Below are 25,011 nucleotides of genomic sequence, written 5' to 3'. Positions count from 1 at the left end.
TCTGTGGCGACATAGGTATCCAAAAGCCGCATAAGGACTTCCGGAAGTGCAAGATCGCGGGGGCGGGGCGGGGCGAGGGCGGGGGCGGGGCGGGGCGGGGCGGGGCGAGGGCGGGGTGGGGGGTGGGGACGGGGCGAGGTGGGGGCGGGGCGGGGAGGGTGGGAGTTCTAGGCGTGGGTGGGGGCTAGGCCGTAGGTCAGGGCGTCTACCAGGGCGTGCCAGCTCGCTTCGACCACGTTCGGGTGCACGCCCACCGTGGTCCAGTCCCGGCCGCTGCCGGCGGCCGTCTCCAGCAGCACCCGGGTCACCGCCCCCGTTCCGTGGCTGCCCTCCAGGATGCGCACCTTGTAGTCGGCCAACTCGAAGTCGCGCAGCTGGGGGTAGTGCCGGGCCAGCCCCGTCCGCAGCGCCTCGTCGAGCGCGTTGACCGGACCGTTGCCCTCGGCGGTGGCGATCACCCGCTCCCCGCGTACCCGGATCTTGACGGTGGCCTCGGAGACCACCGAACCGTCCTCGCGGTGCTCGACGAGCACCCGGTACGACTCCAGCGTGAATGGCCGGACCGGACCGCCCTCCGGCAGCTCCGAGCGGACCAGCAGCTCGAACGAGGCGTCCGCGGCCTCGAACGACCAGCCCCCGGCCTCCAACTCCTTGACCCGCTTGGTGACCCGGTTCAGCGCGTCCGGGCTGGCGGCCAGGTCGAGCCCCAGCTCGCGGCTCTTGAGCTCGACGCTGGCCCGGCCGGCCATCTCGGTCACCAGGATCCGCATGTCGTTGCCCACCACCGACGGGTCGACGTGGTTGTAGAGCAACGGGTCCACCTTGATCGCACTCGCGTGCAGCCCCGCCTTGTGGGCGAAGGCAGCGGCCCCGGCGTACGCCTGGTGGGTGTCGGGGGCGATGTTGGCGATCTCGGCGATGGCGTGCGAGACCCGCACCATCTGCGCCAGGCAACCCTCCGGTAGGACGGGCATGCCCAGCTTGAGCTGAAGGTTGGCGACGACCGCGAAGATGTCGGCGTTGCCGGGGCGTTCGCCGTACCCGTTGGCGGTGCCCTGCACGTGCCGGACGCCCGCCTCCACGGCGGCGACGGTGTTGGCGACCGCGCAGGAGGTGTCGTTCTGCGCGTGCATGCCGAGCAGTCCCGCGTCGATGCCGAGCGTGTCGGTCAGGGCGACGATCGCGGCGGTCACCTGGGACGGCAGCATGCCGCCGTTGGTGTCGCAGAGCACCATCCGCTCGGCGCCGGCGGCCAGCGCGGTCTGCACCACCGCCGCGCCGTACGCGGGGTCGTGCCGGTAGCCGTCGAAGAAGTGCTCGCCGTCGACGAAGACCCGTCGGCCCTCGCGGACGAGGTGGCTGACGGTGTCGTGGATCATCGCCAGGTTCTCCGCGCCGGTGGTGCGCAGCGCGCGCTCGACGTGCCGGATGTCGGCCTTGGCGACCAGCGCCACCGCCGGGGTCTCCGCGTCCAGCAGGGCGCGCACCTGCGGGTCGTCGGCGACCGGCACTCCCGCCTTGCGGGTGGCGCCGAACGCGACGAGCACGGCGTGCCGCAGGTTCAGCTCGGTGCGCGCTCGGCGGAAGAACTCGGTGTCCTTGGGCACCGCGCCCGGCCATCCACCCTCGATGAAGCCGACACCGAACTCGTCGAGCAGGCGGGCGACCGCCAGCTTGTCGACCACCGAGTAGGTGAGTCCCTCGCGTTGGGCGCCGTCGCGCAACGTCGTGTCGTACACCTGGAACGTCATCAGGATCCTTTCTCGGAGCAACAAAAAGACCTCCCGCGGATGCGGGAGGTCTGCGCGCTCGGCGGAGGGAGAGCCGGCGCGCTAGGTCGCAATAATCAGGGCGGTGCTGGTCACGACGGTAACTCTGCCACCCCTTCCTGGATCTGGGAGGAACAACCCACATAGCGGGACATCCGTCGTCGTTTCCCGTGCCCGGCGGCCGGGTAGCTCCTGCGGGGACACGAGGTGCTCGTCGACAGTCAGGAGTGAGCGGCATGGACAGGATCGATCCGCACGCCACCCACGCCGGGCCGGACCCGTTGCGTGACGGCGACCAGGGCACGGTGCCCGGGGGCGCGCCGACCGGCATGTTCGACCCCTGGCGCTACCGGGACCAGGCCGGCGTCGCCGACGCCGACCTGGTGGGCTACAAGGTCGAGGCGACCGACGGCGGCGTCGGCAAGATCGACAGCGCCAGCCACGAGGTGGGTGGCAGCTACCTGGTCGTGGACACCGGGCCATGGATCTTCGGCAAGAAGGTGATGCTGCCCGCCGGCACCGTCAACCAGGTGAACCACGACCAGCGCACCGTCTCCGTCGACCGGACCCGGGACCAGATCAAGGCCGCACCGGAGTACGACGAGGCCAGCCACAGCGACCCGACCTACCGGGATCGGCTGGGCGGCTACTACGACGAGACGTACGGCGCGCTGCCGCCCGGCACGGCACGGTGACCATCCGACCCGTCGGCCGGTGGGGCGCGACCCCACCGGCCGTTACCGTGTGAACGTGGACGCCATCGACGACAACCGTCAGACCTCGCTGCCCGCCACCTTCAACTTCCGCGACGTCGGTGGCTATCTCGGCCACGACGACCGAACGGTACGCCGGGGTCGCCTCTTCCGCTCCGACTCGCTGCACCGCCTGACCGAGCAGGACGCCGACGCGTTCGCGGCGATCGGTATCCGCACCGTCATCGACCTGCGTCGCCCCACCGAGGTGGAGCGGGACGGGCGGGTGCCCGCGTACCAGGGGCTGAGCTACCGGCACATTCACCCCGAGCACGACGACTGGTCGGCCACACCGCACGAGTCGGGCACCAGCCTGGCCCGCTACCTGGCGGACCGGTACGCGGATCTGGCCCAGACCGGCACCGCCGGGCTGGCCGAGGCGGTCGGGTTGATCGCCGACTCCGCCAACGCGCCGGTGGTGGTGCACTGTGTGGCCGGCAAGGACCGCACCGGCATCGTCTGCGCGTTGACCCTCGCCGTGCTCGGCGTCGACGACGCCGACATCACCGCCGACTACGCGCTGAGCACCGAGGCGTCGGCGCGGTACAGCGCCTGGCTGGCCTCGATCAAGCCGGACGGCGTGGACATCCCGGCGCCGTTTCTCAGCTCACCCGCCGAGGCGATGCAGATCTTCCTGGACGAGCTGCGCGAGGGGCACGGCTCGGTCGAGGCGTACCTGCGTCACGCCGGGGTGACCGACGAGCAGCTCGCGGCGCTGCGCGACCACCTGCTGGACGAGGCGTAGACCCCGCGCGGTCGGCCCGTCCGTGCGGACGGGCCGACCGGCGTCCGGGTCAGAGGACGCGCCGCACCCAGCCGTACGTGTCGGCCGCCTTGCCGCGCTGGATGTCGACCAACTGCTGGCGCAGCGCCATGGTGACCGAGCCGGGTTCCCCACCACCGATCAGGAACTCGCCGTCGGGGAAGCGCACACCACCGATCGGGGTGATCACCGCGGCGGTGCCGCAGGCGAACACCTCGCGGAGCCGGCCGCTGGCGGCGTCGGCCTGCCAGTCGGCGAAGCTGACCGGCCGCTCCTCGACCGGGTGCCCGGCGGCCTCCGCCAGCGTGAGGACGGCGTCGCGGGTGATGCCGGGCAGGATCGTGCCGGTCAACGGCGGGGTGACCACTGTGCCGTCGTCGTAGACGAAGAAGACGTTCATCCCGCCCAACTCGTCGACGAACCGGCGCTCGACGGCGTCGAGGAAGACGACCTGGTCGCAGCCGGCCTCGATCGCCTCCGCCTGGGCCGCGAGCGACGCGGCGTAGTTGCCGCCGCACTTGGCCGCGCCGGTGCCGCCGGGCGCGGCCCGGGTGTAGTCCGGCGAGACCCAGACCGTGACCGGCTTGACGCCACCGGTGAAGTACGCGCCGACCGGCGACGCGATCACCATGTAGAGGTATTCGTTGGCCGGGCGGACGCCGAGGAAGACCTCGCTGGCGAACATGAACGGCCGCAGGTAGAGGCTGCCGTCCTCGCCGGTGGGGATCCACTCCCTGTCGATCTCGATGAGCCGGTGCAACGAGTCGACGAACGCCTCGGCCGGCAACACCGGCATCGCCATCCGCTGCGCGGACGCGGCGAAGCGGGCGGCGTTGGCGTCCGGCCGGAACATCGTCACGCCACCGTCGGAGGTGCGGTACGCCTTGAGCCCCTCGAAGATCTCCTGCGCGTAGTGCAGCACCGCGCTGGCCGGGTCCATCGGGATCGGGGCGCGCGCCTCCACCCGGGCGTCGTACCACCCCTTGCCGTCGGCGTAACGGACGGTGACCATGTGGTCGGTGAAGACCCGACCGAAACCGGGGTTTACCAGCAGTGCGGCCCGGTCGGCGGCGGATACCGGCGCGGCACTCGGACGGATCTCGAAATCGATCTTGTCACCACCGCTCATCGCGCTGACCTCCCTGGGGGACAACGGCATGCGGGACCGCACACCGACATGGCTGTGCCAGAAACCTACCCCGAACGGTCGTTCAGCGGGTAGCGCCGGTCGGGCGATACCGGCCGCCCCGGCGGCCCCTGTCGGGCCGCCCGTCCCTCCCGGTCGGGACAGTCAGGCTACGGCGTGGGCGGCGAGCCGGTCGCCCACCTCTTCGGTACGCAGCGTCACGCCCGGAGTCCGACCGGCCAGCTCGGCGGCGACCGCCGCGTTCACCCGGGCGGCGGCCTCGCCGTGCCCGAGCTGTTCCAGCAGCAGCGCGGCGGAGAGCACCGCGGCGACCGGATCGGCCACGCCCTGCCCGGCGATGTCCGGCGCCGAGCCGTGCACCGGCTCGAACATCGAGGGGTACGCCCCCTCGGGGTTGATGCACCCGCTGGCGGCCAGCCCGATCCCGCCGGTCACCGCGGCGGCGATGTCGGTGAGGATGTCGCCGAAGAGGTTGTCGGTGACCACCACGTCGTAGCGCTGCGGCTGGGTGACCAGGAACATGGCCGCCGCGTCGACGTGCTGGTACTCGGTGGCGACGTCCGGGTGTTCGGCGGCGACCGCGTCGAAAGCGCGCGACCACAGCGAGCCCGCGTGGGTCAGCACGTTGGTCTTGTGCACGAGCGTCACCTTGCGCCGCTCCCGGCGATTGGCGCGGGCGAACGCGTCACGGATGACCCGCTCCACGCCGTGCCGGGTGTTCAGGCTCTCCTCGGTGGCGACCTCGGCGGGGGTGTCCCGGTGCAGCGAGCCACCGGCCCCGGCGTAGAGACCCTCGGTGCCCTCGCGCACCACCACGAGGTCGACCTCGCCCGGCTTCACGGTGTTCAGCGGGCCGGTGACGCCGGGCCAGAGCCGGGACGGGCGCAGGTTGACGTACTGGTCGAAGGCGAACCGCAGCTTGAGCAGCAGACCCCGCTCGAGCACCCCCGGCGGAACGGTCGGGTCGCCGACCGCGCCGAGCAGGATCGCGTCGTGCCCGGCCAGCTCGGCCAGCACCGAGTCGGGCAGGACCTCTCCGGTACGGTGCCAGCGGGCGGCGCCGAGGTCGTACTCGGTGGCCTGCACGTCGGGCAGGACCGCGTCGAGGACCTTGCGGGCCTGCGCGACCACCTCGGGCCCGATGCCGTCCCCGGCCACCACAGCGATCCGCGCCACGACCGCACTCCTCTGCTCAACGGTTCCGTCCCGGCAACGGTACGTCCCTGTCCCGCCTCCCGGTACGTGGCGTCCAGAAAGTGGGACGCCGGAATGCACAGCACCCTCTCAGCCAAGACTCATGAGGCGGTCATCTCCGCTGCCTACCGTGATGGTCAGTGGGTCACGGGGGCCTACCGACCAACGCCGGTCGGGACGACACGGCGTCTCGCGCAAGGGGGCGAATGCGATGCGCACCGACGAGCAGCCGCGGACCCGCTGGCCGGACCTGTCCGCGTTTCGCAGCCGCCGGCCGGACCTCCGGCTCGGCAGCCGCCGGCACCGCATGGAGCCCGGTCCCGCAGCGGAGGGCCGGATCGCGGTGCAGCACACCGTCCGCACCGCGACCGCCGAATACACCCTGCTGCTCAACGCCCCCGAGTGGCTCGGCCGCCGGGGCGTCGGCGAGGCGCTGCGGGACAGCGTCGCGGAGCTGCGTGCGATCGATCTCACCTACGGCCCCAATCGTCCGGAGAGCCTGGTCTCCCGCCTGCGCCGGGGCGAGATCAGCCCGGACTCGTACCCACCGCTCGCCGAGCTGGTGGACCGCTGCGCCGCCATGCGGGCGGCCACCGACGGATGGTTCGACGCCTGGGCGGTGCCCGGCGGCTTCGACCCGGGCGGCCTGCTCAACGGATGGGCGGTGGAGCGTGCCGCCGCGCGGTTGCGCGCGGCGGGCGTCCACGACTACGCCGTCCTCACCGGCGCCGATTTGGTGGTCCGTGGCCGCGCCCCACACGGTGGCCCGTGGCGCGTGGCGGTGCACCACCCGACCGCGCCCGAACGCGCGCCACTGATGCTGGAGATGACCGACGGGGCGGTCGGCACCTCCGGTGTGACCGGGCGGCAGGGGCACGTGGTGGACCCGCACACCGGTGATCCGGCCGACCATCTGGTGGCCGCCACCGTCACGGGGCCCGACCTGGCGATCGCCGACGCCTACGCCACAGCGCTGTACGCCGCCGGCCCCACCGGCCTGCAGTGGTTCCGGGGCAGCTCCGACTATCGCGCGCTCTTCGCACACCGCCGCTGAGGACGTCGCCGCACCGAGCCCGCCTCCCCGCGGCGCTCCGGCCCGATTCGCGCCTCGGCCGCCCGCCGCTGGTGAGCCGGCCGTTGCCAGTGCCGCTGGCACGGCGGTCATTGCCGGTGGTGGTCGGCCGGTCGGGCCTGCGATCGGCCCCCACAGTCTCGGCAACGACCGTGGGGGCCGGTCAGCGACGAGTGTGCGTGGCTCGCACAATCGAGGGGTGCGGACCGGTCGGGCCGGACGTCGACCGCGCCACCCGAAGACGGGCCGGCGCCTCGAACTCGGCCAGTGACCGCAGTGCGTACGCTAGCGAATCGACGCAACTCGACGCAACAGTCTCCACAGCGGACCTTCGTCACCCCGACCGCGGGAATCGGCGGCACCGGCGGCGAGGCAGTTTCGACATGGTGAACGGCGGATGGCACGCTATCCGCCGTGAGTTTCGATCTGAGCGTGTGGGCCCTTGAGGACGGGGCGACGCCCGAGGATGTGCGGACAGCGGTCGACGGTTGCCGGCAGGGTCGGCACGTGGACCGTTACCCCGACCCGCGGGTGGTCAGCTTCTACCGGGCGATCACCGCCTCCTATCCGGACCGTCACCCCGGCCCGGACACCCCGTGGGCGGTGGCGCCCCTGCACGCGGCCCACGACCACGTCGAGCTGAAGCTGCATCCGACCTGCGCGGACCAGGTGCTGCTGGACATCGAGCGGCTGGCGGGCGAGCACGGGCTGATGCTCTTCGACCCGCAGGACGGATCGGTCTACCCGCCGCCGGCCCGGATGCCCGGCTGACCAGGGGCAGCCCAGCCCGGACACGACACAGGGGCCCAGCGGTTTCGCCGGGCCCCCGTGACGCGTGCCGTCGACTACTCGTCGCGCAGGTCCGCCGCGCTGGCGGAGGTGGCGCCGATCGACTCGGCGGCCGAGGTGAGCAGGTCCGCGCCGAGCGCCTGGTCGACGGTGAGCGTCATCAACGTCTCGCCGCCCGCCTCCCGCCGCGCCACCTGCATGGCGGCGATGTTGATGCCCGCCTCGCCGAGCAGGGTTCCGACGGTGCCGACCACACCGGGCCGGTCGACGTAGCGCAGGAACAGCAGGATGCCCTCCGCGCCGATCTCCACGTCGAAGCCGTCCACCTCGGTCAGCTTGATGACGTCCCGCGCTCCGGAGTGGGTGACGGTGCCGGAGACGCTCACCGTCCGGCCGTCCGGCAGCGCGCCACGCACCGTCACCAGGGTGGACTGCTCGGCGGTCTCGGCCAGCGTCGCGAGGGTGACCTCGACGCCACGCTCGGCGGCCAGATGTGGGGCGTTGACGTAGGTGACCTGGTCCTCGACGACGGAGCTGAACAGGCCCTTGGTGGCGGCGAGCTTGAGCACCGAGACGTCGTGGCTGACGATCTCGCCCCGGACCTCGACGGTGACGCTGGCGGCGACCCCGCCGGCGACCGCGGTGAACGCCCGACCGAGCTTCTCCGCGAGCGGCAGCAGCGGCCGGACGTCCTCGGCGACCACGCCGCCGGCCTGCACGTTCACCGCGTCCGGAACGAACTCGCCCTGCAACGCCAGCTTGACGCTCCGGGCCACGGCCAGACCGGCCTTGTCCTGTGCCTCGTGCGTTGACGCGCCCAGGTGCGGGGTGGCCACCACGTTGTCGAAGGCGAACAGCGGCGACGAGGTGCACGGCTCCTTGCTGTACACGTCGACGCCGGCCCCGGCGACCCGCCCCTCGGCGATGGCATCCGCGAGCGCCTGCTCGTCGACCAGCCCGCCGCGGGCGGCGTTGACGATGCGCACGCCCGGCTTGACGAGCGCCAGCTCCTTCTCCCCGATCAGACCGACGGTCTCCGGGGTCTTGGGCAGGTGGATCGAGATGAAGTCGCTCTCGCGCAGCAGCTCGTCCAGCCCGACCAGGCGTACGCCGAGCTGCGCGGCGCGGGCCGGCTGGATGTAGGGGTCGTACGCGATCAGCCGGGTGCCGAACGCGGCGATGCGCTGGGCGAACAGGACCCCGATGCGGCCGAGCCCGACCACGCCCACGGTCTTGCCCTGCACCTCGACGCCCGTGTACTTCGACCGCTTCCACTCCCCCGCCTTGAGCGCGGCGCTGGCGCTCGCGGTGTTGCGGGCGACGGCCAGCAGCAGCGCGACGGCCTGCTCGGCGGCGGAGACGATGTTGGAGGTGGGCGCGTTGACGACCATGACGCCCCGCGCGGTGGCAGCCGGCACCTCGACGTTGTCCAGCCCGACGCCCGCCCGCGCGACCACCTTCAGTCGCGGCGCGGCGGCGACCGCCTCGGCGTCGATCTGGGTCGCGCTGCGCACGATGACGGCGTCGGCCTCGGAGAGCGCCGAGAGCAGAGCCGGACGGTCGGTGCCGTCAACGTGACGGACGTCGAAGTCGTGGGCGAGCACCTCGATGGCGGCGGGGGCGAGTTCTTCGGCGATCAGTACGACAGGATTCATCGGTCCTCGTAGAGGTCGTGTATGCGATCGGCCGGGGCGGTGGGACGCCGCACTGCGCCCTGCGCTGCTCCGTGCCGTGGCCGTCAGGTGCCGGGCTGCGCACCTACCCGCGATCGTAGGGGGCACGCTGGCCGGCGTGTTCCGGTCTGCGGGGTGAGTGCCCTCACACGCGTCGCCGGCCGGCGGACATCGACAGTTCACCACCCCGAAACGCGCAGCACCCCACCCCCCACCCCGCGATCTTGCAGTTTCTGCTGCGACGTAAGGGGCCAACCCCCACAAATCGCCATCCGAAAGTGCAAGATCGGCGAGGGGTTGGCGGGCCGGGGCGGGGGGGCGGGGAGGGCGGGGAGGGCGGGGCGGGGGGGCGGGGAGGGCGGGGCCCCGGGCGCGCGCTGGGGAGAGCGCGCGACCGGGGGGCCGCGGGATGTGGTTTTCGGGTGGTCAGGCGGTCTCGGTGATCGGGCGGTCGACCCAGCTCATCATGCCGCGCAGCTTCTTGCCGGTCTCCTCGATCGGGTGCGCCGCGCCCTCGGCCTGCCACTTGGTGAAGTTGGGCCGACCGGCCTCGTCCTCGGCAACCCACTCGCGGGCGAACTCGCCGGACTGGATCTCACCCAGGATCTTGCGCATCTCGTCCTTGACCCGGGAGTCGATGATGCGCGAGCCACGGGAGAGATCGCCGTACTCGGCGGTGTCGGAGATGCTGTAGCGCATCTTCGCGATGCCACCCTCGTACATCAGGTCGACGATCAGCTTCAACTCGTGCAGGCACTCGAAGTAGGCGACCTCCGGGGCGTAACCCGCCTCGGTCAGCACCTCGAAGCCGGTCTGCACCAGCGCCGAGGCGCCGCCGCAGAGCACCGCCTGCTCGCCGAAGAGGTCGGTCTCGGTCTCCTCGGTGAAGGTGGTCTTGATCGCGCCGGCCCGGGTGCCGCCGATGCCCTTGGCGTACGCGAGCGCGAGGGCGAGGGCGTTGCCGCTGGCGTCCTGCTCGACGGCGACGAGGCAGGGCACACCCTTGCCGTCGACGTACTGCCGGCGGACCAGGTGGCCGGGGCCCTTCGGCGCGACCATCGCCACGTCCACCTCGGCCGGCGGCTTGATCAGGCCGTACCGGATGTTGAAGCCGTGGCCGAAGAAGATCGCCTTGCCCGGGGCGAGGTGCGGGGCGATCGACTCCGCGTAGATCGAACGCTGGGCGGTGTCCGGCGCGAGCACCATGATCAGATCAGCCTCGGCGGAGGCCTGTGCCGGCGTGAGCACCCGCAGGCCCTGCTCCTCGGCCTTGGGACGGCTCTTCGAGCCCTCCGGCAGACCGATCACCACGTCGACGCCGGAGTCCCGCAGCGACAGCGCGTGGGCGTGACCCTGGCTGCCATAGCCGATCACCGCGACCTTCTTGGCCTGGATCAGGCCGAGGTCGGCATCGTCGTCGTAGTACACCTCAACGCTCATGAGAACTTCCCTTTCGTACGACGGCCGGGGCGGCCCGTCGTGGTCTGTGCGGATGGATTCGCCGAGACGGCCCACCGGGGCCGACCGGCGGGTCAGGCGGCGCGCAGCGCGGGGCCGGCGGTGATCGACCGCGAGCCGCGCCCGATGGCCACCAGGCCGGACTGGACCATTTCCTTGATGCCGAACGCCTCGAGGTCGCGCAGGAGCGCGTCGAGCTTGTCCGGGGTGCCGGTGGCCTCGATGGTCAGGGTGTCCGGTGCGACGTCGACCACCCGGGCGCGGAACAGGTTCACCGTCTCCACCACCTGGGACCGGGCCGCCCGGTCGGCCCGGACCTTGACCAGCAGCAACTCCCGGGCGACCGAGACCTGCGGGTCCAGCTCAACGATCTTGAGTACGTTGACCAGCTTGTTCAGTTGCTTGGTGACCTGCTCCAGCGGGGACGAGTCGGCGTTGACCACGATGGTGATCCGCGAGACGTCCGGGTTCTCGGTCTCGCCCACGGCGAGACTGTCGATGTTGAAGCCGCGCCGGGAGAACAGGCCGGAGACCCGGGCGAGCACGCCGGGCTTGTTCTCCACCAACACGGACAGAGTGTGCATTGTCACTGCGTCTCCTTTGTCATGCCCTCATGGCCCTCGCTGCGCTCGGTGCACTCGGTCATGACGGCGTCTCCTTTGTCATGCCCTCATGGCCCTCGCTGCGCTCGGTGCACTCGGTCATGACGGCGTCTCCTTTGTCATGCCCTCATGGCCCTCGCTGCGCTCGGTGCATTCGGTCATGACTAGATGTCATCCTCGTCGAAGACCGGGCGGACGCCCCGGGCGAACATGATCTCGTCGTTGCTGGTGCCGGCGGCGACCATCGGCCAGACCATCGCGTCCTTGCCGACCACGAAGTCGATCACGACGGGGGCGTCGTTGATCTCCATGGCGGCGGCGATGGTCTTGTCCACGTCGTCAGCGTTCTCGCACCGCAGCCCGACGCAGCCCAGCGCCTCGGCGAGCTTGACGAAGTCCGGGATGCGGTGTTTGTGCGTGCCCAGCTCGGTGTTCGAGTACCGCTCGTTGTAGAACAGCGTCTGCCACTGCCGGACCATGCCGAGGTTGCCGTTGTTGATGACGGCGATCTTGACCGGGATGCCCTCCAGCGCGCAGGTGGCCAGCTCCTGGTTGGTCATCTGGAAGCATCCGTCCCCGTCCACCGCCCAGACCACCGTGTCCGGCTTGCCGACCTTCGCGCCCATCGCCGCCGGCACCGCGTAGCCCATCGTGCCGAGACCGCCGGAGTTGAGCCAGGTGTACGGCTTGTCGTAGGAGATGAACTGGGACGCCCACATCTGGTGCTGACCCACCCCGGCCACGAAGATCGCGTCCGGGCCGGCGATCTCACCGAGGCGCTTGATGACGTACTGCGGGGACAGCGTCCCGTCGGCCGGCTCGTCGTACCCCAGTGGGTAGCGGGTGCGCAGGTCGTTCAACTGCGTCCACCAGTCGCCGAGGTCGGCGGTGCGTCCCGCCGCCCGCTCGGCGGTCACCGCGGTGATCAGCTCGTCGATGACGTGCTTGGCGTCCCCCACGATCGGCACGTCCACGTGCCGGTTCTTGCCGATCTCGGCCGGGTCGATGTCCGCGTGCACCACGCTCGCGTCCGGAGCGAAGGAGTCCAGCCGACCGGTGACCCGGTCGTCGAAGCGCGCGCCGAGGGCGACGATCAGATCCGCCTTCTGCAGGCCGTAGACCGCGGCGACGGTGCCGTGCATCCCGGGCATGCCCAGGTGCTGATCGTGCGAGTCGGGGAAAGCGCCGAGCGCCATCAGCGTGGTGACGACCGGGATGCCGGTCAACTCGGCCAGCCGGCGCAGCCCGTCGGTCGCGCCCGCCTTGAGCACCCCACCGCCGACGTACAGCACCGGACGGCGGGCGCCGGCCATCAGCCGCGCCGCCTCCCGGATCTGCTTGCCGTGCGGGTGCAGGGTCGGCCGGTAGCCGGGCAGGTCGAGGGTCGGCGGCCAGGTGAAGGTGGTCGACGCCTGGAGCACGTCCTTGGGGATGTCGACCAGCACCGGGCCGGGGCGCCCGCTGCTGGCCAGGTGAAACGCCTCGGCCAGCACCCGGGGGATCTCCTCGGCGTTCTGCACGAGGAAGTTGTGCTTGGTGATCGGCAGAGTGATGCCCTGGATGTCGGCCTCCTGGAAGGCGTCGGTGCCGATCAGCGGGCGGGCCACCTGCCCGGTGATCGCCACCAGCGCCACCGAGTCCATGTACGCGTCGGCGATCGGGGTGACCAGGTTCGTCGCGCCCGGCCCGGAGGTGGCCATGCAGACGCCGACCTTGCCGGTGGCCTGCGCGTATCCGGTCGCGGCGTGCCCCGCGCCCTGCTCGTGACGGACCAGGATGTGCCGCAGCGACGAGTCGTAGAGCGGGTCGTACGCCGGCAGGATCGCGCCGCCCGGAATACCGAAGACGACGTCGACGTCGAGCGCCTCGAGCGACCGCACGAGCGAGCCGGCCCCGGAGACCTGGGCCGGAGCGGAGGGCCGTACCGCCGAAACGGCCGGGGTGGCCGGGGTGCGCGCGGCTGCCGGATCGGCGTCGACGGCCGGATCGGCGGCCGCGCGGGCCCGGCGGACGGTGTGGGCGAGGGTCTCGGGCGTGGGTCTCGTCATGACGGTTTCTGGCCTTCGGCTGGAGTGGCTGTTAGCTGATCAAGCGGTGCGACGCGGGCGGGGCCCACCTCGCCAGATTCCGATGGCAATAAAAACGGCCCTCGTGCAGATGCACGGGGCCAGCGCACTCTCGGTGAGGGAGAGTGCGCTCAGGTAAGTACTCGCAGCGACCGGTACGACGACATGGGGCTAAGCCTGACGCATCTCACGCGATGAGTCAACTGATCCCACATGTTGGTTAACGGCCGACGGCGCGTCGGGCTGCGACGCGCCATCGGCGGGGGTTGTGACCTGCCCGGACCCACCCGAGGATCGGCGCTGGGCGGGCACCGACGCGGGTCGCGCGCCTGGCGACGTGGCCGCCTCCAGCATCGCCTCCAGGTGCTCGGCCGGCACCCCCCAGCCGAAGAGCGCGCCCTGGCCGAACCGGCAGCCCGCGGCCACCACCGCGGCCAGCTCGGTCGGGTTGGTCACCCCCTCGGCGATCACCTCCAGGCCCAGCTGGTGACCCAGTCGCATCACGATGTCGACCATCGGCGCGAACGCCGGACCGTCCTGGCCGACGGGGCGGACCGGCTCGTGCTCGGCGACCAGACTGTGGTCGATCTTGAGAATGTCGATCGGCAGCCGGCGCAGCTGCCCCAGCGACGAGTAACCCGCGCCGAAGTCGTCGAGGGCGATGCGGACGCCGGTCAGCCGCAGCGCGGTCAGCCGCCGGATCAGCTCGTCCAGGTCGGTGGCGACCGCGTGCTCGGTGACCTCGAGCACCAACCGCTGCGGCGGCACGTGGTGCGCGCGCAGCGCCTCGGCGACCTGGACCACGTACTCCGGGGCGTGCAGCTCGCGCGGGGAGACGTTGACCGACACCCAGACGTCGTGCCCGTCCGCCAGCCAGCGGGAGAGCTGGTAGCAGGCCTGGTGCAGCACCCAGGCGCCGAGCGGCGCGATCATGCCGCACTCCTCGGCGAGCGGGATGAACTCGTCCGGGCGGACGTTGCCCAGCTCGGGGTGGTGCCAGCGGAGCAGCGCCTCGGCGCCGACCGGCCGCACCGACGGCAGCGACGCCACCGGCTGGAACGCCAGGCGCAGCTCGTCGCGGTCGATGGCCCCGCGCAACTCGTGCTCCACTGTCGTGCGCCGGCGCAGCAACTGGTCGTACGTGGCGTCGTAACGCTCGATCCGGTTCTTGCCGCGCTGCTTGGCGTAGCGCAGCGCCAGGTCGGCGTGGCGCAGCAGCAACTCCACGTCCGGCTCGTCGGTCCAGCCGGCCACACCGATGCTCACCGACAGGAAGACCGCGCCGTCCGGCTGGTCGTACGGCCGGTTGAGCACCCCGAGCAGCCGTTCGGCCACCCGGTCCGCCTCGGTCGACCGGCCCTGCATGAGGACGGCGAACTCGTCGCCGCCCAGCCGGGCGGCCACGTCGCCGGGGCGCAGGTTGCCGCGCAGCCGTCGCCCCACCTCGGCCAGCACGGCGTCACCCACGTCGTGGCCGCGCATGTCGTTGACGTTCTTGAAGCCGTCCAGGTCGAGACCGAGCAGTACGCACGGGTTGTGGTCGGCGGCGTTGCGGTGCAGCGCCCGGAGCAGGCCCCGCCGGTTGGCGAGCGACGTCAGCGGGTCGGTGTGCGCCAGCTCACGGAAGTGCGCCTCCCGCTCGGCCAGGCGACCCGCGTACCCCCGGACGTCGCGCAGCGTGAGGTATTGCCGCGCGACCAGGGCGAAGCCCTCCACGCTCCCGGCCACGATGCCGGCCGCGGTGAACCGACCGTCCTGGGCGAGGTGGTACATCGCCGAGGCGGCCATCGCCAGCATCGGGGCGATCGCGTACTCGCCGTCGCGACCAACCACGTCCAGGTCGATCTGCCCCGGCCGGTCGGCCTGGTGGACAGCGAGCGCGACGGTCAACAGGCCGCCGCCGAGCACCGCCGCGCCGGCGAGGGCCATTGTCGGCCCGGCCTGGCAGAGCCCCGCGCTGAGGCCGAGCCCGCCGCAGCTCACCGCGCTGATGCCGACGCCGAGCGCGGCGAGCCGTCGCCGGGGGATGGCGGCCCGGAAGACGATGATCACGGCGAGCCCGGCGCCGAGCGCGGCGCTCACCGTGGCGACCAGGATCGCCGGGCAGGCCATCGGGGTGGCGGCGCCGAGCAGTCGGGTCGGCTCGGAGAAGAGCACCCAGCCGACGAACCACAGCGCCGCCGCCATGACCAACCCGTCCAGCGCGAGCCGGGCGGTGCCCGCCGCGGTGGAGACCACCCCGGGCAGCCGGAGCAGGCCGGCCGCGAAGGCAAGGCCGCTCAGCGCGGTGCCGATCGCCACCAGCGTCGCCCAGCCCGTGCGTGGACCCTGCTCGTGGGCCCAGTGGTCGCTCGCGCTGAGCGCGGCGAGGACCCCGAGCAGGAGGCTGAGCAGGGCGACCCCGGACGCCGCCGCGAGCAGCAGGTACGCCGGTCGGCGCGGCCCGGTGCGCCGCCGGGCGACGACGGTCAACAGCCCGCTGGCCACGGCGGCGACGAGCCCGCTGAGCGCCGCGACAGCGACCATGCCCGGTGGAAAATGCACGCCTCCAAGAGTGCCGGATGCGTGCTCGTCATGGGGGGCTGAGTGTGCATCTGTTGGGACACAGGGCCTACCGGGGTGGGCTGACGGGTTTGCGGTGTCATGCTGGTACGCATGCCTGAGCTGCGGTCGAGGACTTCCACACACGGTCGGACGATGGCCGGCGCCCGGGCCCTCTGGCGGGCCACCGGGATGACCGACGACGATTTCGGTAAGCCGATCGTCGCCATCGCCAACAGTTTCACCCAGTTCGTGCCCGGTCACGTCCATCTCAAGGACATGGGTGGCCTGGTGGCCGAGGCGGTCGCCGAGGCCGGCGGGGTGGGCCGGGAGTTCAACACCATCGCCGTGGACGACGGCATAGCGATGGGCCACGGCGGCATGCTCTACTCGCTGCCCAGCCGGGAGCTGATCGCCGACGCCGTGGAGTACATGGTCAACGCGCACTGCGCGGACGCCCTGGTCTGCATCTCCAACTGCGACAAGATCACGCCGGGGATGCTGCTGGCCGCGTTGCGGCTCAACATCCCGACCGTCTTCGTCTCCGGCGGCCCGATGGAGGCCGGCAAGACGATGGCGATCGAGGGTGTCGTGCACAGCAAGATCGACCTGATCGACGCGATGATCGCGTCCTCGAACGAGGCGGTCACCGACGAGCAGCTCGGCGAGATCGAGCGCTCCGCCTGCCCGACCTGCGGATCGTGCTCCGGCATGTTCACCGCCAACTCGATGAACTGCCTCACCGAGGCGATCGGGCTCGCGCTGCCCGGTAACGGTTCGACGCTCGCCACCCACGCCGCGCGCCGGTCGCTCTTCGTCGAGGCCGGCCGCACCGCCGTGGAGATCGCCAAGCGGTGGTACGACGGTGACGACGACTCGGTGCTGCCGCGTAACGTCGCCTCCCGGGCCGCCTTCGAGAACGCCGTCGCCCTGGACGTGGCGATGGGCGGCTCCACCAACACCGTGCTGCACCTGCTCGCCGCCGCCCGTGAGGCGGAGCTGGACTTCGGCGTGGCCGACATCGACGCCATCTCCCGGCGGGTGCCGTGCCTGGCCAAGGTCGCGCCGAACTCGCCGAACTACCACATGGAGGACGTGCACCGGGCCGGCGGCATCCCGGCGATCCTCGGCGAGCTGGACCGGGCCGGGCAGCTCAACCGCGACGTGCACGCCGTGCACTCCCCCTCGCTGGCGCAGTGGCTCACCGACTGGGACGTGCGCGGCGGCTCCCCCAGGCCGGAGGCCGTCGAGCTGTTCCACGCCGCCCCGGGCGGGGTCCGCACCACCGAACCGTTCTCCACCACCAACCGGTGGTCGTCGTTGGACACCGACGCGGCCGGCGGCTGCATCCGTGACCGCGAGCACGCCTACTCCGCCGACGGTGGTCTGGCCATCCTGCACGGCAACCTGGCTCCGGACGGCTGCGTGGTGAAGACCGCGGGCGTGCCCGAGGAGTGCCTGACGTTCCGCGGCCCGGCCAAGGTCTACGAGTCGCAGGACGACGCGGTGACCGCGATCCTCGCCAAGGAGGTCGTGGCGGGCGACGTGGTGGTCATCCGGTACGAGGGCCCGAAGGGCGGGCCGGGCATGCAGGAGATGCTCTACCCCACGTCCTTCCTCAAGGGACGCGGGCTGGGTCGCTCCTGCGCGCTGCTCACCGACGGCCGTTTCTCCGGCGGCACCTCCGGCCTCTCCATCGGCCACGCCTCGCCGGAGGCCGCCTCCGGTGGCCTGATCGCGCTGGTCCACGAGGGTGACGAGATCGTCATCGACATCCCCAACCGGTCGATCGAGCTGAACGTGCCCGCCGAGGAGTTGCAGGCACGACGGGTGGCGGAGGAGAAGCGCGACCGGCCGTACACCCCGGCCGACAGGCAGCGCCCGGTGTCGGCGGCGCTGCGGGCGTACGCCTCGATGGCCACCTCGGCCAGCGACGGCGCCTACCGCCGGGTGCCCGAGTAACGGTCCGATCCCCGTTCAGTCACAACAAAAACATCGATATCGGGGTATCCACGCCACCGGGAAATCCCAATATCCCTGATGCCGGCGCTGTCGAAGCGCGCGCCCGGCGGAGGGCTCGACGAAACGCGGTCCCCGGATGTCGGTCGTGTCGACTAGCGTGTCGTCGGTCTATCCGGGGGTGAGCCCCGGATTCCTACGGGGAAGAGGCATGTCCGTGTCATTTGGCAGGAAGTCCGCGGCGGTTGCGGTCGCGGCGCTCACCGCGCTCGCCGTCTCCGCGTGCGGCACGACGTCCGACGAGTCCGGCGGGTCCGACTCGCCCAAGCAGCCCAGCGTCCTGGAGCTGCTGGCGAGTGACCTCAAGGGGTCGCTGCAGAAGACCGCCGAGGCCACCGACAAGAGCGACTCGGTGACCGTCTCGATGTCGGGCACCGCGGGCGGCGAGAAGGTCGAGATGCGTGGCGTCCTCGACCTCGGCGAGCCGGTCAAGGCCGAGATGACGACGAAGGACCCGAATGGCGACGCCACCGTCGTCCGGATGATCGGCGCCGTCATCTACGTCGAGATCGCGGAGAAGGACCGCGCCGAGATGGACGGCAAGCGCTGGATGAAGATGGACCTCAGCGAAGCCGGCAAGCAGTCCGGGACGAACCTCGGCAAGCAGTTCGAGGACGTCGACCCGACCAAGCAGGTCAAGACGCTGCTCGCCACCGAGGGCACGAAGGTGGTGGGGCAGGAGACGGTCAACGGGGCGGCCACCGTCCACTACACCGTCACCAGCCCGATCGCGACCTACCTGCAGCAGGTCGACGAGAAGCTGCGGGCGGGTGTCCAGCAGCAGATGACCAAGATGGGCGTCAAGGAGATCACCACCGACCTGTGGGTCGACGAGCAGTACCGGCCCCGCCGGGCGGCCATGAAGATGGGCCCGCTGGGCGACCTGGTGATGGACTACACCGACTACGGCAAGCCGGTGACCATCGAGACGCCGCCGACGGCGGAGACCCTCGACTTCGCCGAGATGCTCAAGGGTCTGCAGGGCCTGACCGCCGGCAACTGAGCACGATCGACGGACTGCCCGGTCGGCGCGGAGACTCGCCCGGCCGGGCAGCGCCGTTCCCGGCCGCGCTCCCGTCGCGCCCGGCCGACCCGCAGGCGATGATCGCGCTCGAACACGGAAGTAGTGGCCTCCTCAGTACGGGAGACCACTACTTCATGGATCAAGCACGATCTTGCCGACGGTGACCGGTGACGCCTCCACTCAGGCGCGGCCCAGGTCGTTGACGCAGCGCAGCACCGGCCGGCTCGTGAGGGCGGTGGGGTCCACCGTGGCGCCGGACCGCACGGTGATGGTCGTCGACTCGCCCGGCAGCAGCGTGACCAGGGCCTTGTCGACCGACGCCGACGCGTCGAGCCGGTCCGGGAAGAGCGTCAGGTCGCGCAGCACCGTGCCGGCGGTGATCCGCACCCGCTGCCCGCCGTCGACCGCCTCGATTGTCGCGTCCCACTCCGCCGCCGGCCAGTCGATCTCCCGGTCCTCGGCGAAGAACCACAGCGCCCGCTCCGCGCTGTCCCCGGCCTCCGCGACCAGCAGCTCGCGCCGGCCCTCGTCCGGCCGCGCCAGCTCCGTCGACAGCGCCAGCACCACCGAGGAGTACGCCGGAACGTCGAGGTGGACCGAGGTCTTCGCCCTCGGCTCCCCGGTGAGGGTGACCCGGGTGACGGTGGCCGGCGCGGTCCACGCCTCGGCGGTCTCGTTGACCGCGACCAGGGCCAGGCCTCCGTCGCGGGGTTGCACGGTGAGCAGCCGGTCGGCGTACGCGTGGCGCAGCGCGTACCACAGTGGTTTGCGACGGCCGTCGCCGTCCACCGCCGACCAGGAGGTCACCGGCCAGCAGTCGTTGAGCTGCCACACGATGGTGCCCGCGCAGACGTCCCGGTGGGAGCGGAAGTGCTCGACCCCGAGTTGGATCGCGCGGGCCTGGTTGAGCTGCGTCAGGTAGTGCCAGTCGTCGAAGTCCCCCGGGGCGGGTAGGTGCGCGTCGAGGCCGCGCTGGAGCTTGGCGTCGCCGTTGGCCGCCTTCTGGTGGTGTGCCATGCCCGGTGAGTCGGGTGTCAGCGGCTCGTCGCTCACCGCCCGGCGCAGGGTGGCGTACGCCGGTGGGCCCTGGTAGCCGAACTCGGCGACGAAGCGCGGCACGTACTCCCGGTACTTGGTGTAGTCGTCGGTGTTCCACACGTCCCAGATGTGGGTGGTGCCGTGCGCCGGGTCGTTGGGGTGGATCTCCTCGGTGCCCGACCAGGGGCTGCCCGGCCAGTACGGGCGGGTCGGGTCCAGTTCGCCGACGATGCGGGGCAGCAGGTCGAGGTAGTAGCCGCGTCCCCAGGTGCGCCCGGCGAGGGCCGCCTGCCAGTCCCAGTCGTGCCAGCCCCAGATGTTCTCGTTGTTGCCGGTCCAGAGCACCAGCGACGGGTACGGCGCGAGCCGGGTGACCTGCTCGGCGGCCTCCGCGGCCACCTCGGTGGCGAACGGCTCCTCCTCCGGGTACGCCGCGCAGGCGAAGAGGAAGTCCTGCTGCACGAGGAGCCCGCGCTCGTCGGCGAGGTCGTAGAAGTCCGCCGACTCGTACCGGCCGCCGCCCCAGACCCGGAGCAGGTTGACGTTGGCGGCGGTGGCCTGGTCGAACCGCTCGGCCAGCCGGTCCCGGGTGATCCGGGTGGGGAACGCGTCGTCCGGGATCCAGTTGACCCCTCGGACGAAGACCGGGACGTCGTTCACCGAGAGCACGAACGGGGTGCCGTGCGCGTCCGGGGTCGTGTCCAGGCGCACCGAGCGGAACCCGATCCGGTGCGACCAGTTGTCCAGGACGGCGTCGTCGGGCGCGTGCAGCGTGACGTCGATCGGGTGCCGCGCCTGGTCGCCGTACCCCCGGGGCCACCACAGCGCGGGCTCGCGGACGGTGAGGGTCAGCACGGCCGTGCTCTGCCCGGCCGGGATGACCACGTCGGCGCGGGTGCCGGCGACGGCGGCCCGGACGGTCAGTGGGACGTCCGTGACCCGCTCGACCTCGACGTGCAGCTCCACCCGGCCGTCGCGACCGTCCATGGTGACGAGAGGACGGACGGTGGCCAGTCGGGCCGTCGACCACGCGTGCAGGCCGATGTCCTGCCAGATGCCGGCGGTGACCAGTGTCGGCCCCCAGTCCCAACCGAAGTTGCACGCCATCTTGCGGATGAAGTGGAACGGCTCCGGATAGGCGTTGGGCCGGTCGCCGAGTCGTTCCTGCTGCGCCTCCGCGTAGCGGTACGCCGAGTCGAACCGCACCGTCAGGTCGTTGTCGCCGTCGCGCAGCAGCGCCCGGACGTCGAACCGGTAGCCGCGGTGCATGTTCTCGGTACGGCCCACCTCGACGCCGTTGACGGTGAGCGTGGCGACGGTGTCCAGCCCCGCGCAGACCAGGTCGACCCGTTCGTCGCCGCCCGGCCGGTGCACGAAGGTGGTCCGGTAAACCCAGTCGGTGCGCCCGATCCAGGCCACCGCCCGCTCGTTGTCGTCGAGGAAGGGGTCGGGGATCAGCCCGGCGTCGAGCAGGTCGGTGTGCACGCAGCCGGGCACCGTCGCCGGCACCGGTCGGCCGGCGATCTCGGCGGGAACCTGCGGTCCGGGGGACGCCTGCACCGTCCAACCGTCGTAGAGTGCCTGTCGGCTCACGACCTCACCGCACCTTCCGCATCGAACGATGGCGACTGAACCGGATAAGCCAAGCAACCGTAGCAAAGGAGCACGCCGGTGAAGCGGCCGACAATCGCCGACGTCGCCCGACGCGCCGGGGTGTCCAAGGGCGCCGTGTCGTACGCGTTGAACGGGCAGCCCGGCGTCTCCGAGGCGACCCGGCAGCGCATCCTGGCCATCGCCGCGGAGATCGGGTTCAGCCCGAGCAGCGCCGCCCGCGCCCTCTCCGCCGCCACCGCCGGGGCGATCGGCCTGGCCCTGTGCCGGCCGGCCCGGACCCTCGGCGTCGAGCCGTTCTTCATGGCGTTGATCAGTGGTGTCGAGGCGGAGCTCTCCGCCCGCTCGTACGCGCTGACCCTCCAGGTGGTCGCCGACCACGACGCCGAGATCGCCGTCTACCGGCGGTGGTGGGGCGAACGCCGGGTGGACGGGGTGCTCGTCTGCGACCTGCGCACCGACGACATCCGCATCCCTGCTCTGGAGCGGCTGCGCCTGCCGGCGGTGGTGATCGGCGGCCCGGACGGCACCGGCGAGCTGGCCAGCCTCTGGTCCGACGACGCGGCGGCGCTGACCGAGACGGTGGAGTACCTGGTGGCGCTCGGGCACCGGCGGATCGCCCGGGTCGGTGGCCTGCCCGACCTGCGGCACACCGCCATCCGCACCGACGCCTTCGTGGCGGTCTGCCGTCGGCTCGGCCTGGCCGACGCGGTGACCGTCTCGTCCGACTACACCGGCGAAGAGGGCGGGCGGGCCACCCGTCGTCTGCTCAGCGCCGCCCAGCGACCCACGGCGCTCATCTTCGACAACGACGTGATGGCCGTCGCCGGGCTCTCGGTCGCCCAGGAGATGGGGCTGACCGTCCCCGCCGACCTGTCCATCGTGGCCTGGGACGACTCGCCGCTGTGCCGACTGGTGCACCCGCCGCTGACCGCCCTGGGCCGGGACATCTCGGCGTACGGCGCGCACGCCGCCCGGCAGTTGCTCGCCGTCGTCGCCGGGCAGCCGGCCAGCCGGGTGCAGGACGAGACGCCCCGGTTGACGCCGCGCGGCAGCACCGCCCCACCCCGACACGACTGAACCGGTTAAGCCGGCAGCGTCACCGGGACGCCGACGGAAACTCCTCGAAGTACGCCTCCACCCGCTCGGCCGTCGCCGGACGCGCCACCGCGAACCCCTGCCCGTACCGGCAACCGCCCCGACGCGCCCCCTCGACCTGGGCCGACGACTCCAGCTCCTCGGCGACGATCTCGACGCCCAGCCGCTCGCCGACGTTGACCACAACGTCGATCAGCGGCGGCTGCCCGTCCAACCGGGCCCCCACCAGCTCCGGACCGACCTTGAGCAGGTCGATCGGCAGCCGGCGGAGCTGGGCCAACGAGGCGTGCTCGGCCCGGAAGTCGTCCAGCGCGGTACGCACGCCCAGCGACCGCAGCCCGGCCAGCCGCGCCACCACAGTCGGCAGGTCACCGCCGACCCGGGGCTCGCTCACCTCCACCACCAGGCGCTCCGGCGGCACCCCGTACGCGGCCAGCACCGCCGCCGCCCGCTGGACGAAGTCGGGCGTGGTCAGCTCCCGGGTGGTGACGTTGACCGCCATCCACAGCTCCCGCACCCCCACCGACCAGTTCGACAGCTGCCGGCACGCCCGGTCCAGCACCCACCACTCCAGCTCGCCGACCAGGTCCAGGTCCTCCGCCACCGGCAGCAACTCGGCCGGGAGCACGGTGCCGAGCACCGGACTGCGCCAGCGCAGCAACGCCTCCGCGCCCACCGGCTGCCCGTCGACGAGATCCACCACCGGCTGGTAGACCAGGTCCAGCTCGCCGCGCGCCACCGCGCCGGGCAGCTCGCGTTCCAGGTCGAGCCGGCGCACGAGTTGCTCCTCCAGAAACGCGTCGTACCACTCGACCCGGTCCCGGCCCAGCTGCACCGCCCGTCGTCGGGCCAGCTCGGCCTGCCGGAGCACGTCCGCCGGCCCGGCCCCGCTCACCTCGGCCAACCCGATGCTCGGCTGCACCCGCAGCACCGCGCCGGCCACCGCGTACGGCGAGCTGAGCACGCCCAACAGGCGGGTGCCCAGGGCGTACGCCAGCACCGGGCCGGCGGCGGTGACCACCCCGAAACCGCTACCGGCGCACCCGGTGACCAGGTCGTCGGCGCCGATCACCCCGCGCGTCCGATGCGCCGCCTCGGCCAGCACGTCCTCCCGGGCGGTCGGACCGAGGGCGTCGGCGCCGTGCAGGTCAACAAGCAGGAGCGCGCCGGTCGGCACCGGGACGTCACCGATCGCCGCGAGGGCGTCCAGCAGGGCCACCCGGTCACCTCGGGCGCCGCTGCCGACGGACGGCGGGGCCGCCGGCGCCGGCCAACGCGTCGGTGTCGCATGGCGATGGCGGACCGTGCTGCCGGCCGCCCGGCGGTGGGCTGCCCGCCGAACCGGGTTGGACGCGTCACCGGAACCCAGCAGCTCCCGCAGCACCAGGGGCGGCACCGCCGCGAGAGCCAGCAACAGGCTCGTCCGGTCGGGTGCGCGACCGGTGCCCAGGTGCAGACCCGAGGCGAGCAGCAGCACCGCCGCCGGCAGCACCAGCCGTGGCCAGGCCGCGGCGACCGGCTGCGCCACCGCCGCGTCACAGGCGTCCACCGCACGGGCCGCGCCGAGGGCGACGAGCAGCATGCCGGACACCAACGGGGGTACGGCCAGCAGGGCCGCGCGACCGGCCGGCGCGGACGACAGCGTGGCCAGCAGCACCAGCCCGCCCACCATGAGCAACACGCCACCCCGGCAGAGCGCCGGGCCGGACCGTCGCCGTGGCCCCGCCAACGCGTTCAGCGCGGCCATGGCCAGCCCGCCGAGTGTCAACGCGGCGGCCAACCGGGTGGGGACCGGCAGACCGCCCGGAGGCAGCAGGAGCCAGCCGGCGAGGGCCAGGCCGATCGCCGGGCCGGCGGACTCGACCAGCCGGCGCACCCGTACTCCGACCGCCGGACGCGGACGACCCGGCAGTCGACGCAGACCGAACACGGAGAGAACCACCACGACCAGCGGTCCGACCAGCACGGCGGCGGTGCGCCCGAGGTCGACCAGCGGCAGCAGGACAGCGGTGAGACCGGCCGCCACCACCGCCGCGTCGAGCAGCGCCCCCGGCGCCCGCGAAGTCGGGTCGGGGCACCGCCGGGTGGCCAGCCGGGACAGCCGCAGGCCGGCGACCGTGGCGCCGGCACCGGCGGTCAGCGCGATCACCACCGAGGTCGGGACCAGGTCGGCGGCACCGGCGATCAGGAGCAGCGCCACCGCCGTGGACGTCGCGACCTCCGGGGCCGCGCGGCGGGTGACGAGGGACGGGTACGCGAGGAGCACGGCGGTCGCCTTCGTGAGGGGGCACGGGGGCGGTGCGGCGGTGCGGGACGGCGGGCGGTGTGAGCCTGCTGTCCACGATTGACAACGATGGACGGCCGGGTTTCGTTACTTGTCGGTCACTCAGAGGAG

17 protein-coding genes are annotated in these 25,011 nt (G+C 72.2%); 7 read left to right on the top strand and 10 right to left on the bottom strand.

Annotation, left to right across the window (positions count from 1 at the left end; all coding sequences use genetic code 11):
* Positions 1-167: 167 nt before the first annotated feature.
* Positions 168-1,751: a citramalate synthase gene (gene cimA / locus O7634_RS16070; protein ID WP_278150937.1), complete on the bottom strand. Its 1,584-nt coding sequence runs from the start codon at positions 1,749-1,751 to the stop codon at positions 168-170.
* 254 nt (positions 1,752-2,005) lie between these two features.
* On the opposite strand from cimA, the gene O7634_RS16065 reads away from it, so the two are divergent.
* Together O7634_RS16065 and O7634_RS16060 are read left to right on the top strand one after the other, a co-directional pair.
* Positions 2,006-2,464, top strand: coding sequence for a PRC-barrel domain containing protein (locus O7634_RS16065; RefSeq protein WP_278150936.1), 459 nt, complete (start codon positions 2,006-2,008; stop codon positions 2,462-2,464).
* Between the two features lie 19 nt (positions 2,465-2,483).
* A complete protein-coding gene (locus O7634_RS16060; protein WP_278150935.1) occupies positions 2,484-3,266 on the top strand; it encodes a tyrosine-protein phosphatase in 783 nt (260 codons plus the stop codon).
* A gap of 49 nt (positions 3,267-3,315) precedes the next feature.
* On the opposite strand, the gene O7634_RS16055 is transcribed toward O7634_RS16060, so the two are convergent.
* Complete coding sequence (locus tag O7634_RS16055) at positions 3,316-4,413, bottom strand: branched-chain amino acid aminotransferase (protein WP_278150934.1); 1,098 nt, start codon at positions 4,411-4,413, stop codon at positions 3,316-3,318.
* Between the two features lie 162 nt (positions 4,414-4,575).
* Positions 4,576-5,607, bottom strand: coding sequence for a 3-isopropylmalate dehydrogenase (locus tag O7634_RS16050; RefSeq protein ID WP_278150933.1), 1,032 nt, complete (start codon positions 5,605-5,607; stop codon positions 4,576-4,578).
* A gap of 229 nt (positions 5,608-5,836) precedes the next feature.
* Between O7634_RS16050 and O7634_RS16045 the strand changes: the two genes are divergently transcribed.
* Together O7634_RS16045 and O7634_RS16040 are read left to right on the top strand one after the other, a co-directional pair.
* On the top strand, positions 5,837-6,679 hold the full coding sequence (locus tag O7634_RS16045; protein ID WP_278150932.1) for an FAD:protein FMN transferase: 843 nt from the start codon (positions 5,837-5,839) through the stop codon (positions 6,677-6,679).
* 432 nt (positions 6,680-7,111) lie between these two features.
* Positions 7,112-7,468 (top strand): hypothetical protein, encoded by a 357-nt coding sequence (locus O7634_RS16040; protein ID WP_278150931.1) that lies wholly within the window; start codon positions 7,112-7,114, stop codon positions 7,466-7,468.
* Between the two features lie 74 nt (positions 7,469-7,542).
* Here the strand turns inward: O7634_RS16040 and serA are convergent, their stop codons facing one another.
* The 5 genes from serA to O7634_RS16015 all read right to left on the bottom strand — a co-directional run bounded on the left by serA (position 7,543) and on the right by O7634_RS16015 (position 15,829).
* Positions 7,543-9,141 carry a phosphoglycerate dehydrogenase gene (gene serA / locus O7634_RS16035; protein WP_278150930.1) on the bottom strand — a complete coding sequence of 533 codons (1,599 nt, stop codon included), beginning with the start codon at positions 9,139-9,141 and terminating at the stop codon, positions 7,543-7,545.
* Between the two features lie 444 nt (positions 9,142-9,585).
* Positions 9,586-10,599 (bottom strand): ketol-acid reductoisomerase, encoded by a 1,014-nt coding sequence (gene ilvC, locus O7634_RS16030; RefSeq protein WP_278150929.1) that lies wholly within the window; start codon positions 10,597-10,599, stop codon positions 9,586-9,588.
* 92 nt (positions 10,600-10,691) lie between these two features.
* Positions 10,692-11,207: an acetolactate synthase small subunit gene (gene ilvN / locus O7634_RS16025; protein ID WP_278150928.1), complete on the bottom strand. Its 516-nt coding sequence runs from the start codon at positions 11,205-11,207 to the stop codon at positions 10,692-10,694.
* Positions 11,208-11,383: 176 nt separating this feature from the next.
* Positions 11,384-13,267 carry an acetolactate synthase large subunit gene (locus tag O7634_RS16020; protein WP_278150927.1) on the bottom strand — a complete coding sequence of 628 codons (1,884 nt, stop codon included), beginning with the start codon at positions 13,265-13,267 and terminating at the stop codon, positions 11,384-11,386.
* Between the two features lie 189 nt (positions 13,268-13,456).
* Positions 13,457-15,829: a GGDEF domain-containing phosphodiesterase gene (locus O7634_RS16015; protein ID WP_278150926.1), complete on the bottom strand. Its 2,373-nt coding sequence runs from the start codon at positions 15,827-15,829 to the stop codon at positions 13,457-13,459.
* Positions 15,830-15,940: 111 nt separating this feature from the next.
* Here O7634_RS16015 and ilvD point away from each other — a divergent pair, with 111 nt between their 5' ends.
* Together ilvD and O7634_RS16005 are read left to right on the top strand one after the other, a co-directional pair.
* Positions 15,941-17,788 (top strand): dihydroxy-acid dehydratase, encoded by a 1,848-nt coding sequence (ilvD, locus tag O7634_RS16010; protein ID WP_278150925.1) that lies wholly within the window; start codon positions 15,941-15,943, stop codon positions 17,786-17,788.
* A 208-nt stretch (positions 17,789-17,996) separates the two neighbouring features.
* Positions 17,997-18,848, top strand: coding sequence for a hypothetical protein (locus tag O7634_RS16005; protein WP_278150924.1), 852 nt, complete (start codon positions 17,997-17,999; stop codon positions 18,846-18,848).
* 201 nt (positions 18,849-19,049) lie between these two features.
* Here the strand turns inward: O7634_RS16005 and O7634_RS16000 are convergent, their stop codons facing one another.
* Positions 19,050-21,500 (bottom strand): glycoside hydrolase family 2 protein, encoded by a 2,451-nt coding sequence (locus tag O7634_RS16000; RefSeq protein WP_278150923.1) that lies wholly within the window; start codon positions 21,498-21,500, stop codon positions 19,050-19,052.
* Between the two features lie 78 nt (positions 21,501-21,578).
* On the opposite strand from O7634_RS16000, the gene O7634_RS15995 reads away from it, so the two are divergent.
* Positions 21,579-22,598, top strand: coding sequence for a LacI family DNA-binding transcriptional regulator (locus O7634_RS15995; RefSeq protein ID WP_278150922.1), 1,020 nt, complete (start codon positions 21,579-21,581; stop codon positions 22,596-22,598).
* A 19-nt stretch (positions 22,599-22,617) separates the two neighbouring features.
* Here O7634_RS15995 and O7634_RS15990 read toward each other — a convergent pair whose 3' ends face one another.
* Positions 22,618-24,882 carry a GGDEF domain-containing phosphodiesterase gene (locus O7634_RS15990; protein ID WP_278150921.1) on the bottom strand — a complete coding sequence of 755 codons (2,265 nt, stop codon included), beginning with the start codon at positions 24,880-24,882 and terminating at the stop codon, positions 22,618-22,620.
* Positions 24,883-25,011: the final 129 nt, after the last annotated feature.

Origin of the sequence: Micromonospora sp. WMMD1120 (assembly GCF_029626235.1) — a bacterium.
Lineage (GTDB): Bacteria > Actinomycetota > Actinomycetes > Mycobacteriales > Micromonosporaceae > Micromonospora.
This window is presented reverse-complemented; position numbering and strand designations above follow the sequence as displayed.